Here is a 16,771-nt window from a genome sequence, read left to right as displayed (position 1 = left end):
ATTGTGAATGTTTTTATAATTGTTTTGACGAACTGCAAAAAAAAATGCCCAAACGCTAGTTCGGGCATTACCAACCAAAATAAATGTGCTATTAATCTATTTTTACAAATGATTCAGTTATTCTGCTGTGGCTTTTTTTTAAGTTCGTGATTATAGTCTTCTAAACTAAAGAAAGACTTTGCTTGCCATGACAATTAATGTCACAAGTAATACAAGTCGTTTGATATTTTTCATAATAAGTAGGTTAGTTCTTAATTTGGACAACTAACATCTACATTATTATTTAAAAAACAAAAGAATTTAGAAGAAAATCGTTAAACAACGTATATTTTTAGCATTTAAACGACTTAAAAGAGTAAAATTCTTACAAATCTAGATTTTAGCAAAACCTGTATACGGAATTAATACTTCAGGAATTTCGATGCCATCTTCTGTTTGATAGTTCTCTAAAATACCGGCTAGAACTCTAGGTAATGCTAGAGAACTTCCATTTAAGGTATGGCATAATTGAGTTTTACCATCTTGATTTTTAAAGCGTAATTTCAAGCGATTCGCTTGAAAGGTCTCAAAATTAGACACACTAGATATTTCTAACCATCGGTCTTGAGCTGTTGAGAAGACCTCAAAATCGTAAGTCAATGCTGAGGCAAAGGTGACATCTGCTCCACATAGTTTTAAAATTCTATATGGAAGTTTAAGTTCCTTTAAAATGTCTTTAACATGCTCAATCATGCCTTCAAATGCTTTATATGAATTCTCAGGATGTTCTACTCTTATGATTTCGACTTTATCAAATTGATGTAATCTATTCAGACCTCTTACGTGTGCCCCATAACTGCCAGCTTCTCTTCTAAAACAAGGAGTATAGCCAGTAATACTTAATGGTAATTCACTTTCAGACAACAAGTCGCCCCTAAAAATGTTAGTTCCAGGAACTTCGGCCGTAGGTATGAGGTATAGGTTGTCGGCACCAACGTGGTACATCTGTCCTTCTTTATCAGGTAACTGGCCAGTACCAAATCCAGAAGTCTCATTGACTAAAAGCGGTAATTGATACTCTGTATAACCTGCAGCTGTATTTTTATCTAAGAAGTATGCTATTAAAGCACGTTGTAATCGAGCGCCTTTACCTTTATAGACAGGAAAACCTGCACCGGTAATTTTATTCCCAAGTTCAAAATCGATAATATCATATTTCTTCGCTAATTCCCAATGTGGTAATGCAGCTTCATGAAGTTTAGGAATATCACCTTCGCTATAGATTTCTTTGTTATCTGCTTCGCTTGTACCATTAGGAACCGACTCGTGAGGTACATTTGGGATTTTATACAATAAATCAATTAATGCCTCGGCTTTGGTATTTAAATCATCGCCTAAGCGTTTAGAGTCCTCTTTGAGTTGGGTTGTTTTTTCTTTTAAATCATTGGCTTCTGCAGCCTTGCCTGATTTAAATAGATTGCCAATTTCCTTCGAAAGAGTATTAGACTCTGCAAGCGTGTTATCAAGTTGTGTTTGTAATTGTCTACGTGCTTCGTCCAGAACAATAACCTCTTCTATCATTGGAGCCGCATCTATATTACGTTTTGCTAAACGTTTGATGACATCTTCTTTATTTTCTCTAATAAAAGCAACTTGTAACATGTATTCTTCAGATTAATCGCATCAAAACAAATCGTTTTAATGGTGGGTTTTTCAAACGCCAAATTTAATGAATTGTCAGTTATTCTCGTCTTGATTTGATGGTAAAATCCAATCATGGTGTTTTAAATGATTCCATTTTTCGTTGGCTAAGTCAACTTCTGGGTCAATAAATCGTTTTTTCGGTTTGCCATTGATGCTCACAAAAGACCGCACACGTACTTCTATATCGATGCCTTTTTCACTATATATACTTTTTAATCGTTGGGAAAATTGCCACATAAAATCGGGTTTAGTGCTAACGCTTCTAATTTGTTTTCGTGTGAGGTAATCATTTAAGTTGACCGGGATAACTTTATTATTTGATTTATCAATAACTCTAAAACTAGTAGTTGCAGCTCTGGTTCGTAACATCATTCGCCAAGATAATCGATGGCCTTCTTCGGTCCATAAAACACTATCTTCGATAGTGTAATGTCTTAAAGGGAGCAGGACTTGTACCGCAAAGTAAAGTGCGAAAATCGTTTTAAATAGTAGAGCGTTTTGCGGTGTTTTAATAAGGCTTTCGGAATAGAAAGGTTTATGTTTTAGAAACAGGGTTTGAATTGTTTTTGGATCAAAAAAGAAAACAGCAAATGCTAATGATAAATACGGAAAGATTCCAACTTGGAAAATGAATGAGTTAAAGAGGTGAAAAAATATTGACGCGAAAAAAGCAATCTTACGTGTAGGCTTCCAGAGCAACAAAGGGATAATGAGTCCGTCAAATACTATTCCACCATAAGCGATAAAATAATGTACAAATTTGTACTGCAGAAAATCGCCAACCAATAGATAATTTTGTTTGCTTTTCATTAATAATTCTGGAACTGTGAGATCCATCCAATCAGGATACATTTTAGCAATTGATGCATAGGTATAGAGAATAAATAATTGCAGAAAGAAAAACAAGCGACACCAATTAGGCATAGATCTGCGCATGAGTCGTGAATTTTGTTTAACATCAACAGATGCATATCTATGTGCAGGCATTACCGTCATCACGGCACTCAGAATCATCAAGAAATAGTAATGGTTGTTATAAGATGATTTTTGCATCAAGTATGTACCAGCCCATAATACCGTAAAACTCAGCATGCTTAGTCTGTATTTATAACCTAACATTATAAAAAGCCCAAGTATTCCCATTACAACATAATAGACATACATCCAAGATCCAGGCAAAGGCTGTAGCCATTCGAAGCCTATAAAATTAAAAGTGAATTGTGGTTCTATTAGCGTGCGTTTTATCCATCCAGTTGCAATGGCACCAAAGCACTCAAGAGCTATCAATGCGCCCAAAAACATTCTGAAGACGACAAGAGCGCTATTATCGATATGCTTAAATAAAATCTTATTTATCATAATGCTCAAGAAACTCTAAGGCATTTGTTTTATCCAAATTCAGTTGAGATTGTAAGGCATCTATAGACTCAAATTTATGTTCGTCTCTGAGTCGTTGTAAAATTTCAATTTTTAACGTCTTCCCATATAAATTGCCTTCAAAATCAAAGAAGTTCACCTCAATAGATTGTTTGTTTTCCTTGAAAGTTGGATTCGTGCCTATGTTCATCATACCAAAAACGGTATGGTTATCAATAGTCGATTTTATCACATAAACACCGTTAACAGGGATGAGTTTATAGGGTTTATCTATATGAATATTCGCCGTTGGGAATGACATCGTTTTTCCAATACCTTTACCTTTAATGACTTCTCCAGTAAGAAAATAGGGATAGCCTAGGTATGAATTTGCCATAGGAATATCACCATCTAATAGGGCTTGTCTAATCTTAGTTGAACTTACCGCAACGTTTTTGATGTCTTGAGCTGAAATTTCTTCTACAGTAAATCCGAATTCAATACCAAAAGCTTTTAAATCGTCAATATTTGCTGTTCTGTTTTTTCCGAAATGGTGATCGTAGCCAATTATGATATGCTTTGCATTGAGCTCATCTACCAGTATGCGTTTTACATAATCACGAGCAGATAGATTCGCAAAATCTTTTGTAAATTTTTTAATTACTAATTCATCTAAACCAAACTGTTTTAGGACACTTTGGCGTTCTTCTATGGTGTGTAACAGCTGAATTTTAAAATCGGGTTGAAGTACCATTCTAGGATGCGGAAAAAAAGTGAGTACAATTGATTTTAATTGTTGGTTTTTTCCAATTCTCACCAAGTGCTCGATAATCTTTTGGTGACCTATATGTACACCATCAAAAGTGCCAATGGTAATCACTGAAGGAGCTTTCGTATGCAGAGTCTTATTTAACGAGACGTTCAAGATTTGTAATTTTCGATAAAAATAATCATAAACCAAAGACCAATTAATAAAAATGACAGATTATATGTAAGCGACTCATTATGAGTTTAAATCCTAAATAACCCACAAAAAGAGTTAGAATTCGTTAAAAACTTAATATTCTGTTAAAAAAAAGTCACTAAAATGATTGAATTTTATTAGATTTGGGTTCAAAATTCAAAATTTTTCAATACACTTAATTATATCATTTATGAAAAGAAATTTTACTTTAAAAACAATTTTTGCTGTACTCATGCTAATTTGTACTGTAAATCTTAATGCGCAAGATCGAACTTGTGGTATGGTCGAGTACATGGAAGAGATGATGCAAGACCCTGATTTTGCTAGAGAATATGAACTAAATCAGAAGAAATTTAAGGCTGAAGTCGCACGTCGATTAAGCACAGATTTTAATGCTAGAGGCGGGAATATTGTTATTCCAGTTGCTGTACATTTTCCTTCTGGTAATGAAGCCGATAGAGCGTGTTTAGAAGCTTTAGCTCAAAATCAAATAGACATTTTAAATGCTGATTACACCGCTACCAATAGCGATATTGGTTTATGGACTCCAGCAAGTGCTTTTTATCCAGGCTTAAATCCCGGAGTTGCGAATATCTCCTTTTGTCTTGCCGTTTCAAATCATCCTGTTGGTATAGATCCTGAGTTATTAGAAGGGAATCCGGCGGTGTCTATTGGTTACAATTTTGGTGGTGGTAATAATGCCGATACCAACTGGGCAGGTTACATGAACTTTGTAGTAAGAGATATTGGACCAGGTCTACTAGGATTTTCACCATTAGGTGGAAGTATTGCAGCGGGTCAAGCGGTCACGATGAATTTAGGAGCATTTGGATCTGGATCTGGTTGTCCGGGCTCAGGAATTGTACCGGGTGCACCATTTAATTTAGGTCGTACAGTAACTCATGAGTTAGGTCATTTCTATAATTTAAATCACCCTTGGGGTCCAGGCGCACCTTCTTGTGCGGCTGATGACGGTATAGCAGATACACCAAATACTGGTCAGGAAACTTATAATTGTCCGAACCCAGGAACTCAGCCAGGTTGTAATGCTGGTGAATTTGTATTACATATGAATTATATGGATTATGTTAATGATGCGTGTATGTATATGTTTACACCTGATCAAATGGCTGTCGTAGACGGTTATGTTGCTGGTGTTTTGGCACCACAATTTAAGCCTAATGTATGTACACCCCCTGCGCCAGGATTTAATCTTGTATCTGCAAATAATGAGATTTCTAGTTGTCCTACAGTAGATAACCAAGTGGTTTTTAACTTTAGTTATAATACGATTTTGTCATTTACCGAAACAACCACATTCTCAGCATCTGGAGCGCCTGCAGGAGCTACGGTAACTTTTAGTCCTACATCACTTAGTGCTGATGGAGACTTTACGATGACTGTAGGTAATCTTGGAGCCACTGCAGAAGGTGAATATACAATTACAGTTACAGGAACTTCGGCAACAGTAACTGAAAGTACTGATGTATTGCTGAAAAACACCTGTACAGAAGTTGTTTGTGATCCATTTGCTTCTGCGACTAACTTAAACTTAGCCATTGTGGATGGTAATGCCGGTAATCCGGGAACACCATTTTTGACAAATATATTAACCTTGCCAGATTTAGGAGCTCCAATAGAAAGTATCTCTGTGAACGTTGATGTTAGTCACACCTTTGTTTCTGATTTAATTGTGAGAATTATTCATCCTGACGGTGTAACATTTGTAGATGTATGGAACGGCAACTGTGGCAGTAATGCTAATTTTGATGTGACATTTGATGATACAGCACCGGCAATTACATGTGCGAGTCCAACTACAGGAACATATGCTCCAACTAACCCATTAAGTGCATTTGCTGGATTAGCCACCGCAGGAGATTGGACCATATTAATAGCTGATTTCTTTGCTGCAGATACAGGTCAATTGAATGATTGGTCGATTACAGTTTGTACAGAACAGCCTTTGAGCGTTGCAGAGTTTGGTAGTGACGAGTTTTTAATTTTCCCTAATCCAAATCAAGGTGAGTTCACCATTAAGTTGAATTCATCATCTAATGAAGATATCATAGTAGACGTGTATGATATTAGAGGGCGACGAATCTTTAATAATACATACGTGAACAACGCAGACTTTAACGAAGTTGTTAGATTGAACAATGTGCAATCTGGAATGTATCTCGTTACTGTAAGCGACGGAGATAAGAAAACAACAAAAAAGATTATTGTTGAATAGTCTTTAAAAGTTTGAAATAAAAAAAGAGAGGCATTCTTGCCTCTCTTTTTTTATTTTTAATTTATCTGTATTATATTTGTGAGCCGCCTGTTTTGATGTATCTATTAAAAAAAATCTACTTATGAAAAAAACACTACTTACCCTAACCGTAATTTTACTATGTCTTTCTATGACCTCCGGTTATAGTCAAAGCCCTGTTTGGCAAGCCATTTCAAAGGACAGCAGAATAGAAAATGTAAGCTTAAAAGCTTTAGATGAAAACCATTTTAGACTGTTTCAATTTGATGTAGACAACTTTAAATCTGAATTAATAGAAGCACCATTAAGAAGCCAATCCGGAGGAAAATCTAATGTCAGTGTTGATTTTCCAGATGTGTTTGGAAAACTTCAGCAGTATAGAATAGTTGAAACTCAAATATTTTCATCGCAAGACAATGCTGCACAACACCCTAATATTAAAACCTACTTAGGGTCGCAGATTGATAACCCTGGAGCACGTGTAAGGTTTAGTGTGACTCCGTTAGGCCTAAATGCAATGATTTCTGTCCCAGGTGAAGAGACGTTCTTTATTCAACCTGTAACCAAAGTTTCTAACGGTCAATATTTAGTATATAATAAAAGCGCAAGACAAGCATATCCAGAAACATTTGAGTGTTTAACGGATGATTTGGATATTTCAAAGGAGGCTTTTGAATCCTCTATGCTGAATAGAGATGCTAATGATCAGCAATTACGCACCTTTAGAATTGCCATTTCCGTAACTCAAGAGTATACTGCATTTTGGGATGATGGCAACAGTGTTAATGGGATTGATCGTCAGGATGCTTTAGCGCAAATGGTATCGACCTTAAATAGAACTAATGAAGTATTTGAAGTGGATATGGCGATTACGTTTCAGCTCGTAGATACTGCCGATGATCCAGCCATTGATTTGATTTATTCACCTTCTTTTCCTGATCCCTATGGAGCAAATTTAAATGCAGGCTTGCAATCAAATTTAACAGCCACTGTCGGTGAGTCCGATTATGATATTGGACATTTATTTGATTTTGGAGGAAATACTGGCAATGCAGGATGTATTGGATGTGTGTGTACGAATGGAAAAGGGTCTGGATTTTCATCACACTCTTTCTTAGACAATGATGGTGGACCATATTTCGCTGATTTCTTTGATATCGATTACGTGCCTCATGAAATTGGACATCAAATGGGAGCAAATCATACGTGGTCATTTAGTTCTGAAGGTACTGGTGTGAATGCCGAACCTGGAAGTGGAACAACCATTATGGGATATGCTGGAATTACAGGTGGTAATGATGTTCAAGATCACAGTGATCCTTATTTCCATTATTACAGTATTCTTCAAATATTGAATAATGTAATTTCACCACCTAATAACTGTGCAACGATTACCGCAATAACAAATAGTCCACCAGTAGCAGATGCTGGTACAGATTATACGATTCCAAGTGGAACCGCTTTTGTATTGAGAGGTGCAGCTACAGATCCTGACGGAACTGATGTGTTAACTTATTGCTGGGAACAAATTGATAACGGTGTAACCACTAATGGTACATTCGGCCCAAATAAAACAACGGGGGCAGTTTGGCGTTCAAGACCTCCAAGCGTTTCTCCAAACCGTTACATGCCAATTTTAGAACGGGTATTAAATGGTCAACTAACAGAAACTAATCCGGTTGAAACTGTGGATAACTCCTCATGGGAGACTGTTTCAAACGTAGGAAGGGATTTAAATTTTGCACTTACCGTAAGAGATCGTTCTGAAGCTGGTGGTGTAGGGCAATCCCCTCAATCAGACTTTGACCTAATGACCGTGACGGTAGATGCTGCTTCTGGACCTTTTGCTGTAACATCTCAAACTACAAATGAATCATGGGATGCAGGGTCTACGCAAACAATTACATGGGATGTGGCAGGAACAGATATTGGAACTGTAAACACACCTACAGTGAATATTTTATTATCTGTAGATGGTGGACAAACCTTCCCATTTGTTATGGCTTCTGGTGTTGCAAATGATGGGTCACATGACGTTACAGTGCCGGTAACAGGTGGTGATACAACTACCGCCAGAGTTATTGTAGAAGGAAATAATAATATATTTTATGCGGTTAATCCAATAAACTTTAGCATTCAAGAGTCTGAATACGTCATTACTGTTGATAATACAGAATTAGATGTTTGTCAGCCGAGTGATGCCATATACAATTTCATGTATAATACATTTTTAGGGTTCACAGGCACGACTAATTTCTCTGTAACAGGATTACCAGGGGGATTAAATGCCTCTATTAATCCGACATCTGCAACTGCAGATGGCACTACTGGAACACTAACTATTAGTGGGACGCAAAATGTTGCTACAGGAAGTTATCCATTTACATTTGAAGGGATATCTGGAACAAATACAAAAACAGTGGATTTAATATTAAATATATTTAATGATACCATAACACCAGCGGTTTTAACCATGCCTGCTAATACGGCTGTCGATGTGAGTGCGGAAGTCGAATTTATGTGGAATGCATCGGCTAATGCTCAAGATTACCTGATTGAAATTGCATCAGATAGTAATTTTACGGCTATAATTGATAGTGCGAACGTACAAACAACAACTTATGTGAGTGGATCGCTTGGTGCAAATACTTTATATTTCTGGAGAGTGACAGCTTCCAACCTTTGCGGTGTTGCAAATGCCTCCGCGGTGTTTAGTTTTACAACTGCAAATTTAACATGTGACAGTTTTATTGATGATGTGCAACAAACGATCTCTCCTTCAGGAGCAGGAAACACCTTGACATCAACAATAACGGTTACTGAAGATTTTCCAGTAACTGATGTTAATGTGACGCTGAATATTACGCATACTTGGGTTTCTGATCTTGAAATCACCTTAACTAGTCCACAAGGAACAGTTGTTGATTTGATTTTTGATGAAGGAGGAAATGGCGATAACCTTGTAAACACAACATTTGACCAAGAAGGAACTGATGGATCTATAGTAGGTGCAGCTGCACCATTTACAGGAAGTTTCTTGCCTGAAGGAGATTTGTCTACAATTTACGGTGAAACCTCTGGTGGTGATTGGGTATTAACGGTTGTCGATGATGCAAACCTAGACGGTGGGACGTTTGATAGTTTTGAATTATTTCTATGTGTTCAAGGATCCCTATCGGTTGCAGATTCAGAGTTTGATAATTCAAATTTCATTATTTATCCAAACCCTAATACTGGGGAATTTAATGTTGTTTTAAATAATGCTGCGACTGGTGATGTGAAAATCACTGTATTTGATATAAGAGGCAGACGTATCTTTAATAACACCTATGAAGGGTCGCCAGCATTTAATCAAACCATCAACCTTGGAAATGCTCAAGCAGGAGTGTATTTAGTAACGGTAGATGATGGCTTAAAGAAAGCTACGAAACGAATTGTTGTTGAATAACACATAATAAATACAAAATAAAAAAGAGGCTTAGAAGCCTCTTTTTTATTTTCCATTAAATGTATTCATGGTATTATTAATGCCTGCGGTTCCGAAAGACTTGATGAGTTCTATAGATTTTTCTAGGCGTTCTGGAAGCTTTTTAGATTCTTCCTCTGACCAGTCCCCTAAGACATAGTCCACTTGTCTACCCTTTGAGAATTCATCACTTATTCCAAATCTAAATCTGTTGTATTTCGTAGTTTGTAATTTATCCTGAATGTCTTTCAAACCGTTATGTCCACCATCACTTCCTTTGGTTTTCAATCTAATATTTCCGAAGGGTAAATTGAGATCATCAGTGATGATTAAAAGATTCTCTAAAGGAATTTTTTCTTTAGTCATCCAATAGACAACGGCCTTGCCACTTAAGTTCATGTAGGTGCTAGGTTTAAGAAGAATAAATGTTCGTCCTTTGAATTTATAAGTTGTGAGGTCTCCCAGCTTTCGGGTTTCAAATTTAAGTTCCTCTTTTTCAGCTAGAGCATCTAAAATTTTGAAGCCAATATTATGCCTCGTCTTTGCATATTTGTCGCCAATGTTTCCAAGTCCGACAATAAGAAATTTTTTCATAGGATCTGTGTTTTCAGCATCACGAGAAGTTGAATTCCAATTAAATAGATTTCGTAGAAATGTCCAGATAATATTAAAATCTTTATGTAAAAATAAAAAAGCATTCTAAATAAATAGAATGCTTTTTATTATTCATGAATAAATAAGTTCTATTCTTGAGCGGGTGCATCTCCTGCAGGAGCATCACCTCCTTCAGTAGTTGCAGCTGTATCTGCTCCTTCTAATTCATCTTCATCTTCATCTTCATCTTCAACAATAGCAGTTCTAGCAGTTTTGATTTGCACAACTACAGTATTGTCTGTATGTAAGAGTTTATAATCTTCACCTTCTAATGCGGTAACATATAATTTACCACCAATTTTAAGAGGTGTAATATCAGCTTCTAAGAAATCTGGAAGATTTTTAGGTAAAGCTTTTACTCTTAATTTACGTCTATTTCTACGAAGAACACCACCATTTAAAACACCTTTAGATGTTCCGATGATATGCACAGGAATATCCATAGCAATTTCTTTGTCTTCAAATAAACGGTAGAAATCTACGTGTAAGATTCTATCGGTTACTGGGTGAAACTGGATGTCTTGTAAAACAGCATCTAACGTTTCGCCATTGTCTAAGGCAATCACAACTGTATGCGCATTAGGCGTGTATACTAGTTTAGAGAATGCCAATTCTGGTGCAGAGAAATGCATAGTTTGGTCTCCTCCGTATAATACGCAAGGAACCTGACCAGCATTACGTAAGGCTTTTGTTGCTTTCTTGCCCACGCTTTCTCTTTGAGATCCATTGATTGTAATTGATTTCATTGTTTGTGTTTATATTAATATTAAATTACATTAAAAATTTAGAGCTAATTGATTTGTTATAATGCACGTTATGCATCACTTCTGCAAATAAATCAGCACAGGTTAAAACTCTAATTTTATCACTTTGTTGTTTTAAAGGGATGGAGTCAGTTACGATCAATTCCTCTAATTTGGAGTTTTCTAGTTTGTTATAAGCATCACCTGATAGGATTGGATGTGTACAAATAGCTCTTACGCTAAGTGCTCCTTTTTCCATCATTAAATCGGCTGCTTTCGTTAAAGTTCCAGCTGTATCTACCATATCATCTACCAAGACAACATTCTTTCCGGTCACATTACCAATCAATTCCATATGTGAAATCACATTAGCTTTTGCGCGTTGTTTGTAGCAAATGACGACATCACTTTCTAAAGCTTTTGAATAGGCATAAGCTCTTTTAGAACCACCCATATCTGGAGACGCTATCGTTAGATTATCTAACCCTAGTGATTTGAGATACGGTAAAAATATGGTTGACGCAAATAAGTGGTCTACAGGTTTCTCAAAGAATCCTTGTATTTGATCGGCATGCAAGTCCATTGTGATAATACGAGTTGCTCCAGCTACTTCTAACATTTTAGCAACAAGTTTTGCTGCAATAGGCACTCTTGGTTTATCCTTACGATCTTGTCTAGCCCAACCAAAGTATGGTAAAACTGCCGTAATATGTCTTGCTGAGGCACGTTTTGCGGCATCAATCATCAGGAGCATTTCCATTAAATTTTCTGGACCTGGGTTCGTAGAACCAATAATAAAAATACGTGTACCACGAATCGATTCCTCGTAAGATGGCTGAAATTCACCATCACTATAAGTTGACGTAATGACATTACCTAGCGGCACACCAAATTTTGATGCAATATGCGTTGCGAGTTCTTTACTTTGAGTACATGCAAAAATTTTTGCTTCTGTTGCTCCGGTTGGCATTGGTAATGAATTATAGGTGTTATCTAAAACGCTTACTTTAAACGAGGTGCAAATTTATGAATTTATTTCAACTGAAAAAGCATAAAACCTACTATTTTTACTCGATTGTAAAAAATTATTTTATAATTTTGCAATCCTTAAACGCTCAAGTGGCGAAATTGGTAGACGCGCTGGATTCAAAATCCAGTGACTTCGGTCGTGTGGGTTCGATTCCCACCTTGAGTACGAATACATCAAAAAGCAAGCAAAAACACAAAGCTTGCTTTTTTGTTTTTGTGGGTTTTTGATGTCCAAGCCGACACTTTAAGCAAAGCTATTGGATATTGGAAAGAGTTAAAGCCTGTTTTATTTCCATTATCAATTTTAAAACGTAACTTTGGTTTAACCCAAATAAAAAATCCTATGATTGACAATTTTCTGTCAAATTTTCAAGATGGTGTCTTCCATGTCCTCCATCTCAGTGCCTACGATCACATTCTATTTTTAATCGTACTTACAATTCCTTATTTGTTTAAAGATTGGAAGCGTGTGTTAATACTCGTATCCGTTTTTACACTTGGCCATTGTGCGTCACTAGCATTAACAACTTACGATATTATTAGCGTTAATGTGAAATTAGTCGAGTTTCTTATCCCTTTGACCATATTAATTGTTGCCCTGTTCAATGTCTTTACAGCAGGCAAGAAATCACATGGCACTAAAATCGGACTCTTATTTTTCGCAACTTTATTTTTCGGATTGATTCATGGATTAGGCTTTGTAACTGCTTTCGAACGACTGATTTCAACTTCCGAAAATAAACTCCTAGCACTATTAGAAATCGGATTAGGAATTGAAGTAGGTCAGTTAGTCGTTGTTTTCATCGTTATGTTTCTGAGTTTTTTATGTCAGACTATTTTTAGATTTTCAAGACGTGATTGGATCATGGTTATTTCTGCAATTGTTGTTGGTTTTGTATTACCCATGCTGATTAACAGTGAGCTCTTTGCTTAAAGACCGCTGCTCGATTTTGATAAAACTTTAACGTTATCTAACATTTTATATAACAAATACGTTTGGATTTATTGTTACATTTGAAATTCAGCACGAATAAGCCGCATGCACAATACTAGCCAATTTAAAGTGTTATTAGGATTAGTGGAACTATTTTTGCAGTACTAAATATTTAGAATGCCGAAGAATAAACAATTACGATACGATAAAGCTTACCTGAGAATAGCAAAAGAATGGGGAAAATTATCTCATTGTGAACGTAAGAAAGTAGGTGCGCTTATCGTAAAAGATAGAATGATAATTTCTGATGGTTTCAATGGAACACCAACAGGATTTGAAAATTTTTGTGAAGATGAAGAAGGGTATACAAAATGGTATGTGTTGCACGCCGAGGCCAATGCAATATCAAAAGTAGCGGCTTCAACACAATCTTGTAAAGGTGCTACATTGTATATTACACTATCACCGTGTAAAGAATGTAGTAAGCTTATTCATCAAGCAGGTATTGTAAGAGTCGTGTATCAACAAGCTTATAAAGATTGCTCAGGAATAGATTTTTTGAAAAAGGCCGGAATAGAATTAGAACTTATTGAAAATGTTGCTGTTTAAATGACATTTGATAAAAAATACATACCGCTTATTGTTGGGGCTGCTATTGCAGCTGGTGTTTTTATTGGAGGGAAGTTAAACTTTAAAGACACGTCAGATAGACTATTTACTTCTAATAGTAAAAAAGATAAACTGAATCGTCTCATTGATTATATAGATTATGAATATGTTGATGAGGTCAATACTGATAGTATAGTTGATGTAACGGTTAACGGTATTTTAGACAATCTTGATCCACATTCAACTTATATTCCTAAAAGTGAATTAGAACGCGTCACTAATAATATGAAAGGTGATTTTGTTGGTCTTGGAGTTAATTTTTATACCTATATGGATACCATCACTGTGATTCGTACCATTGAAGATGGTCCAAGTGAAAAAGCTGGAATTAAAGCTGGTGATCGTATTTTAATGGCAGATGGAGATTCTATTTTCGGTAAAGAGTGGTCTAACAAAGACATCGTTGCTAAACTAAGAGGGGAAAAGGGCTCAAAAGTAGACCTTAAAATCTTTAGAAAAGGGGAAGACCAATTATTAGATTTTAGAATCAAACGCGACGTTGTGCCAATAAAAAGTGTTGATGCCGCCTATATGCTCACAGCTAAATTAGGGTATATTAAAATTAATCGTTTTGCAGAGTCTACCTATAAAGAGTTTAAGACGGCACTGGATAAACTTCAAGATCAAGGTGCAACGCAATTAGCATTGGATCTTAGAGATAATCCTGGAGGTTTTCTTGGTATCGCAGAACAAATTGTTGATGAGTTCTTAGAAGATGATAAACTCATTTTATTTACTAAAAATAAAACAGGAAAGATTGAAAAAAGTTATGCCACAAATCGTGGTGATTTTGAAGATGGTGAGGTCTATATTTTGATTAATGAAAGTTCTGCCTCTGCTAGTGAAATAGTAGCTGGCGCTTTGCAGGATAATGATAAAGGGATAATTGTTGGAAGACGAAGTTATGGCAAAGGACTCGTGCAGCGTGAAATGTCATTAGGAGATGGAAGCGCAGTACGACTCACAGTGTCTAGATACTATACACCTACAGGGCGCTCCATTCAACGGCCTTATAATAATGGGAATAATAACGACTATTACAACGATTATAATAAACGCTTGCGCAGTGGTGAATTTGAAAATGAAGCATATATACAAATTGCTGATTCCTTAAAATTTAAGACACCAAAGGGCAAAGTAGTTTATGGAGGAGGAGGAATTATTCCTGATATCTTCGTGCCGTTAAATACAAACCATCAAAACGAAACACTCAATTATCTCAAACGTCGTGAATACATTAGTAATTTTGTTTTTAACGAATTAGATAAAGACCGAAGTGTTTATGAAGATGTTGATGCTTCTGATTTTGTAGCAAATTTTGAAGTTAGTGATGATATTGTAGTGAAGTTTCAGGATTATGTAAATCTGAAAGAGCGTACAAATATCACATTTGTAGCCTATTATAATCAAATGCGTCGCCTCATCAAATCAGAACTGGCAGAGCAACTCTATGGGAGTAACGTTGCGGAGCAAATTCTTAACGAAAATGACGATATTATCGAAGAAGTGATATTGTTAAGTCAAGATGAAGCCAATTTTGAAGTTGAAATTTCCGAAGATAATTAAACCAATGATATCTTATCGTGTACTTTGGTAGGTTTTCCTTTATTCCAAAGGGTTAATACATCTGTAGCCACTTGTGAGCCACTCCCTGATGCTATAGCAAACTGACTGGTCCAACCCGCCAATGTTCCAGCAACATAGAGTCCGTTATCCACCACATGGTCTTCGTTTTTTAACCAGATGCGTTCTTTCTCTTTTGGTGCTCTCGGATGAGGCTCAACGTATTGCTCTAAACCTTTAATTGTCAATAAATTCGTGTATCCTACCGCAATAATAACAGTTTTAGAAAGGTAAGAGTGTTTATTTGTTGTTATTGTAAATCCTTCGGAAGACTTTAATATAGATTGTACTTTTTCTTTATCGATATGATCCACATGCGGATATAAGTTTTTAAGCTGTATTTTTCCTTGTTCTAAAATATCAGACCCTAAAGTTCCTGGAGATAACCCTAAAACATTATTAAATAAGGCATTTTGTAAGTGGGAGGTTTTTTGATGCATGATAATGCCAATACGTTTGTGTTCAGCAAAAGGTTTCGGTTTTGCCGATCCTAAAACTAAAGCACAAGACATGCCTGCAGCTCCTCCACCGATAATCAATGCGTCATACATTAGTCGCGGCCTTTTAATTTGTTGTCAATACGTTTTGACAATCGTAATATCTGTAGCAAAGCAATGGCGCAAAGCGAGGCCAAAATAGTAATGAGCGCAACAATGCTTTGACCTTCAAAGAGGTTGTTAAAATCTAATTGTAGAGCGTTGAAGACAATAAGGCCCGTGGCTACTATGGTAACTAAAATGGTAAAATACTTCATAAGTTAATCGTTATGCCAGTTCAAAGAGAGCCTTAATATTGTGAGCAAATAGTTTTACAGCAATTGCTAATAGAATTACACCAAAAACTTTTCTGATTATATTTATACCGTTTTGTCCAATAAAACGCTCAATTCTAGCAGATGTTTTTAAAACTATAAAGATAATAATAACATTTAGCACTACAGCAATTATGATATTTTCAATACGATATTCTGCGCGTAAAGATAGTAAGGTGGTCAAACTACCCGGTCCTGCGATTAAAGGAAATGCCAATGGAAACACAGATGCGGTCATTGCAGCATCTTCATCTTGTTTGTAAAGGGTAATGCCTAGAATCATTTCTAAGGCAATAAAGAATAAAATAAAGGCACCAGCTACAGCGAATGAATTCACACCAACACCAATAAGTGAGAGTATTGTTTTTCCTAAAAACAGAAACAGTACCATTATTACACCTGCGATAATTGACGCTTTTTCACTTTGTATATGTCCAACTTTTTTGCGCAGATCAATTACAATTGGAATATTTCCAACAATATCGATAACAGCAAATAGGATCATAAATGCTGTGAATATTTCTTTCAAATTCAATTGAATATCCATGATTTCTAAATTTTCGGCAAAAGTAGGTCTTTAAGACA

Annotated in this window: 13 protein-coding genes and 1 tRNA gene; 6 read left to right on the top strand and 8 right to left on the bottom strand. The window is 36.0% G+C overall.

Annotated elements, in window-relative coordinates; genetic code table 11:
• Positions 1-372: 372 nt before the first annotated feature.
• The 3 genes from serS to BLT57_RS01510 form a co-directional block, all read right to left on the bottom strand.
• Positions 373-1,641, bottom strand: a complete 1,269-nt coding sequence (gene serS / locus BLT57_RS01520) for a serine--tRNA ligase (protein WP_091421283.1) — start codon at positions 1,639-1,641, stop codon at positions 373-375.
• A 75-nt stretch (positions 1,642-1,716) separates the two neighbouring features.
• Positions 1,717-3,042: an HTTM domain-containing protein gene (locus tag BLT57_RS01515; RefSeq protein WP_091421281.1), complete on the bottom strand. Its 1,326-nt coding sequence runs from the start codon at positions 3,040-3,042 to the stop codon at positions 1,717-1,719.
• Positions 3,032-3,964, bottom strand: a complete 933-nt coding sequence (locus tag BLT57_RS01510; protein WP_231928740.1) for a bifunctional riboflavin kinase/FAD synthetase — start codon at positions 3,962-3,964, stop codon at positions 3,032-3,034. The genes BLT57_RS01515 and BLT57_RS01510 overlap by 11 nt, the downstream gene beginning before the upstream one ends.
• 229 nt (positions 3,965-4,193) lie before the next feature.
• Here BLT57_RS01510 and BLT57_RS01505 point away from each other — a divergent pair, with 229 nt between their 5' ends.
• On the top strand, positions 4,194-6,239 hold the full coding sequence (locus tag BLT57_RS01505; RefSeq protein WP_091421279.1) for a T9SS type A sorting domain-containing protein: 2,046 nt from the start codon (positions 4,194-4,196) through the stop codon (positions 6,237-6,239).
• 121 nt (positions 6,240-6,360) lie between these two features.
• On the top strand, positions 6,361-9,705 hold the full coding sequence (locus BLT57_RS01500) for a reprolysin-like metallopeptidase (protein WP_091421277.1): 3,345 nt from the start codon (positions 6,361-6,363) through the stop codon (positions 9,703-9,705).
• Between the two features lie 45 nt (positions 9,706-9,750).
• Here the strand turns inward: BLT57_RS01500 and pth are convergent, their stop codons facing one another.
• From pth to BLT57_RS01485, 3 genes are all read right to left on the bottom strand, one after another.
• Positions 9,751-10,317, bottom strand: coding sequence for an aminoacyl-tRNA hydrolase (gene pth, locus BLT57_RS01495; RefSeq protein ID WP_091421275.1), 567 nt, complete (start codon positions 10,315-10,317; stop codon positions 9,751-9,753).
• Between the two features lie 149 nt (positions 10,318-10,466).
• Positions 10,467-11,123 carry a 50S ribosomal protein L25/general stress protein Ctc gene (locus BLT57_RS01490; protein ID WP_091421273.1) on the bottom strand — a complete coding sequence of 219 codons (657 nt, stop codon included), beginning with the start codon at positions 11,121-11,123 and terminating at the stop codon, positions 10,467-10,469.
• 25 nt (positions 11,124-11,148) lie between these two features.
• Complete coding sequence (locus BLT57_RS01485) at positions 11,149-12,090, bottom strand: ribose-phosphate pyrophosphokinase (protein ID WP_091421271.1); 942 nt, start codon at positions 12,088-12,090, stop codon at positions 11,149-11,151.
• Between the two features lie 143 nt (positions 12,091-12,233).
• Here BLT57_RS01485 and BLT57_RS01480 point away from each other — a divergent pair.
• The 4 genes from BLT57_RS01480 to BLT57_RS01465 all read left to right on the top strand — a co-directional run bounded on the left by BLT57_RS01480 (position 12,234) and on the right by BLT57_RS01465 (position 15,318).
• Positions 12,234-12,315: transfer RNA gene (locus tag BLT57_RS01480), tRNA-Leu, on the top strand.
• Between the two features lie 177 nt (positions 12,316-12,492).
• Complete coding sequence (locus tag BLT57_RS01475) at positions 12,493-13,083, top strand: HupE/UreJ family protein (protein WP_091426598.1); 591 nt, start codon at positions 12,493-12,495, stop codon at positions 13,081-13,083.
• A gap of 177 nt (positions 13,084-13,260) precedes the next feature.
• Complete coding sequence (locus BLT57_RS01470; RefSeq protein ID WP_091421269.1) at positions 13,261-13,692, top strand: dCMP deaminase family protein; 432 nt, start codon at positions 13,261-13,263, stop codon at positions 13,690-13,692.
• Positions 13,693-15,318 carry a S41 family peptidase gene (locus BLT57_RS01465; RefSeq protein WP_091421268.1) on the top strand — a complete coding sequence of 542 codons (1,626 nt, stop codon included), beginning with the start codon at positions 13,693-13,695 and terminating at the stop codon, positions 15,316-15,318.
• Here BLT57_RS01465 and BLT57_RS01460 read toward each other — a convergent pair.
• Both BLT57_RS01460 and BLT57_RS01450 read right to left on the bottom strand, forming a co-directional pair.
• Entirely contained in the window at positions 15,315-15,926 is a 612-nt protein-coding gene (locus tag BLT57_RS01460; protein ID WP_091421266.1) for an NAD(P)/FAD-dependent oxidoreductase, read from the bottom strand. The genes BLT57_RS01465 and BLT57_RS01460 overlap by 4 nt on opposite strands.
• Positions 15,927-16,139: 213 nt before the next feature.
• On the bottom strand, positions 16,140-16,727 hold the full coding sequence (locus BLT57_RS01450) for a MarC family protein (RefSeq protein ID WP_091426597.1): 588 nt from the start codon (positions 16,725-16,727) through the stop codon (positions 16,140-16,142).
• Between the last annotated feature and the right edge of the window lie 44 nt (positions 16,728-16,771).

This window comes from Formosa sp. Hel1_31_208 (assembly GCF_900104785.1).
Lineage (GTDB): Bacteria > Bacteroidota > Bacteroidia > Flavobacteriales > Flavobacteriaceae > Psychroserpens.
Note: the sequence above shows the minus strand (reverse complement) of the source record. Positions and strands in the feature narration are given on the sequence as shown.